Origin of the sequence: Mesorhizobium sp. M7A.F.Ca.MR.362.00.0.0 (genome assembly GCF_004023175.1) — a bacterium.
Classification (GTDB): Bacteria; Pseudomonadota; Alphaproteobacteria; order Rhizobiales; family Rhizobiaceae; genus Mesorhizobium.
Window position 1 is genome coordinate 1 of sequence record NZ_RZTF01000859.1, and the last position, 700, is coordinate 700.

Below are 700 nucleotides of genomic sequence, written 5' to 3' on the forward strand. Positions count from 1 at the left end.
TTCGGTTTCGGCTTCTTCTTCCTCGGGAATGCTGTCGAACAGCAATGTGGCGCCGGCCCGCACTTCGGCAATGCCGTCCTTGATACGGATGGTGCGGAGCGTCAGGCCGGTGTTCATGTCACCGTTGAAATTGACCATGCCGATCGCACCGCCATACCAGGCGCGCGGGCTCTTCTCGTTCTGTTCGATGAAGCGCATGGCCCACAGTTTCGGCGCGCCGGTGACGGTGACCGCCCAGGCATGCGACAGGAAGGCATCGAAGGCATCCATGCCTTCGCGCAGCCGGCCTTCGATGTGGTCGACCGTGTGGATCAGGCGCGAATACATTTCGATCTGCCGACGGCCGATGACGCGCACCGAACCCGGCTCGCAGACCCGCGACTTGTCGTTGCGATCGACGTCCGAGCACATGGTCAGCTCGGATTCGTCCTTCTTCGAGTTGAGCAGTTTCAGGATCTGCTCTGAGTCGGAAATGGCGTCGTCGCCGCGCTTGATGGTGCCTGAGATCGGGCAGGTCTCGACGCGGCGGCCGTTGACGCGCACGAACATTTCCGGCGAGGCGCCGATCAGATATTCGCCTTCGCCCAGATTGATGAAGAAGGAATAGGGCGACGGATTGATGGCTTTCAGCTTGCGCGAAATCTCGGATGGCTGCGTCTCGCAGCGCTCGTAGAACATCTGGCCGGGCACGACCTCGAAC

At 61.1% G+C, this 700-nt stretch carries 1 protein-coding gene; it reads right to left on the minus strand.

All coding sequences use genetic code 11. The annotated features are described in order from the left end of the window. The coding region (locus tag EOC06_RS38190) for a chorismate-binding protein (protein WP_206631389.1) at positions 1–700 on the minus strand (700 nt) is incomplete at both ends.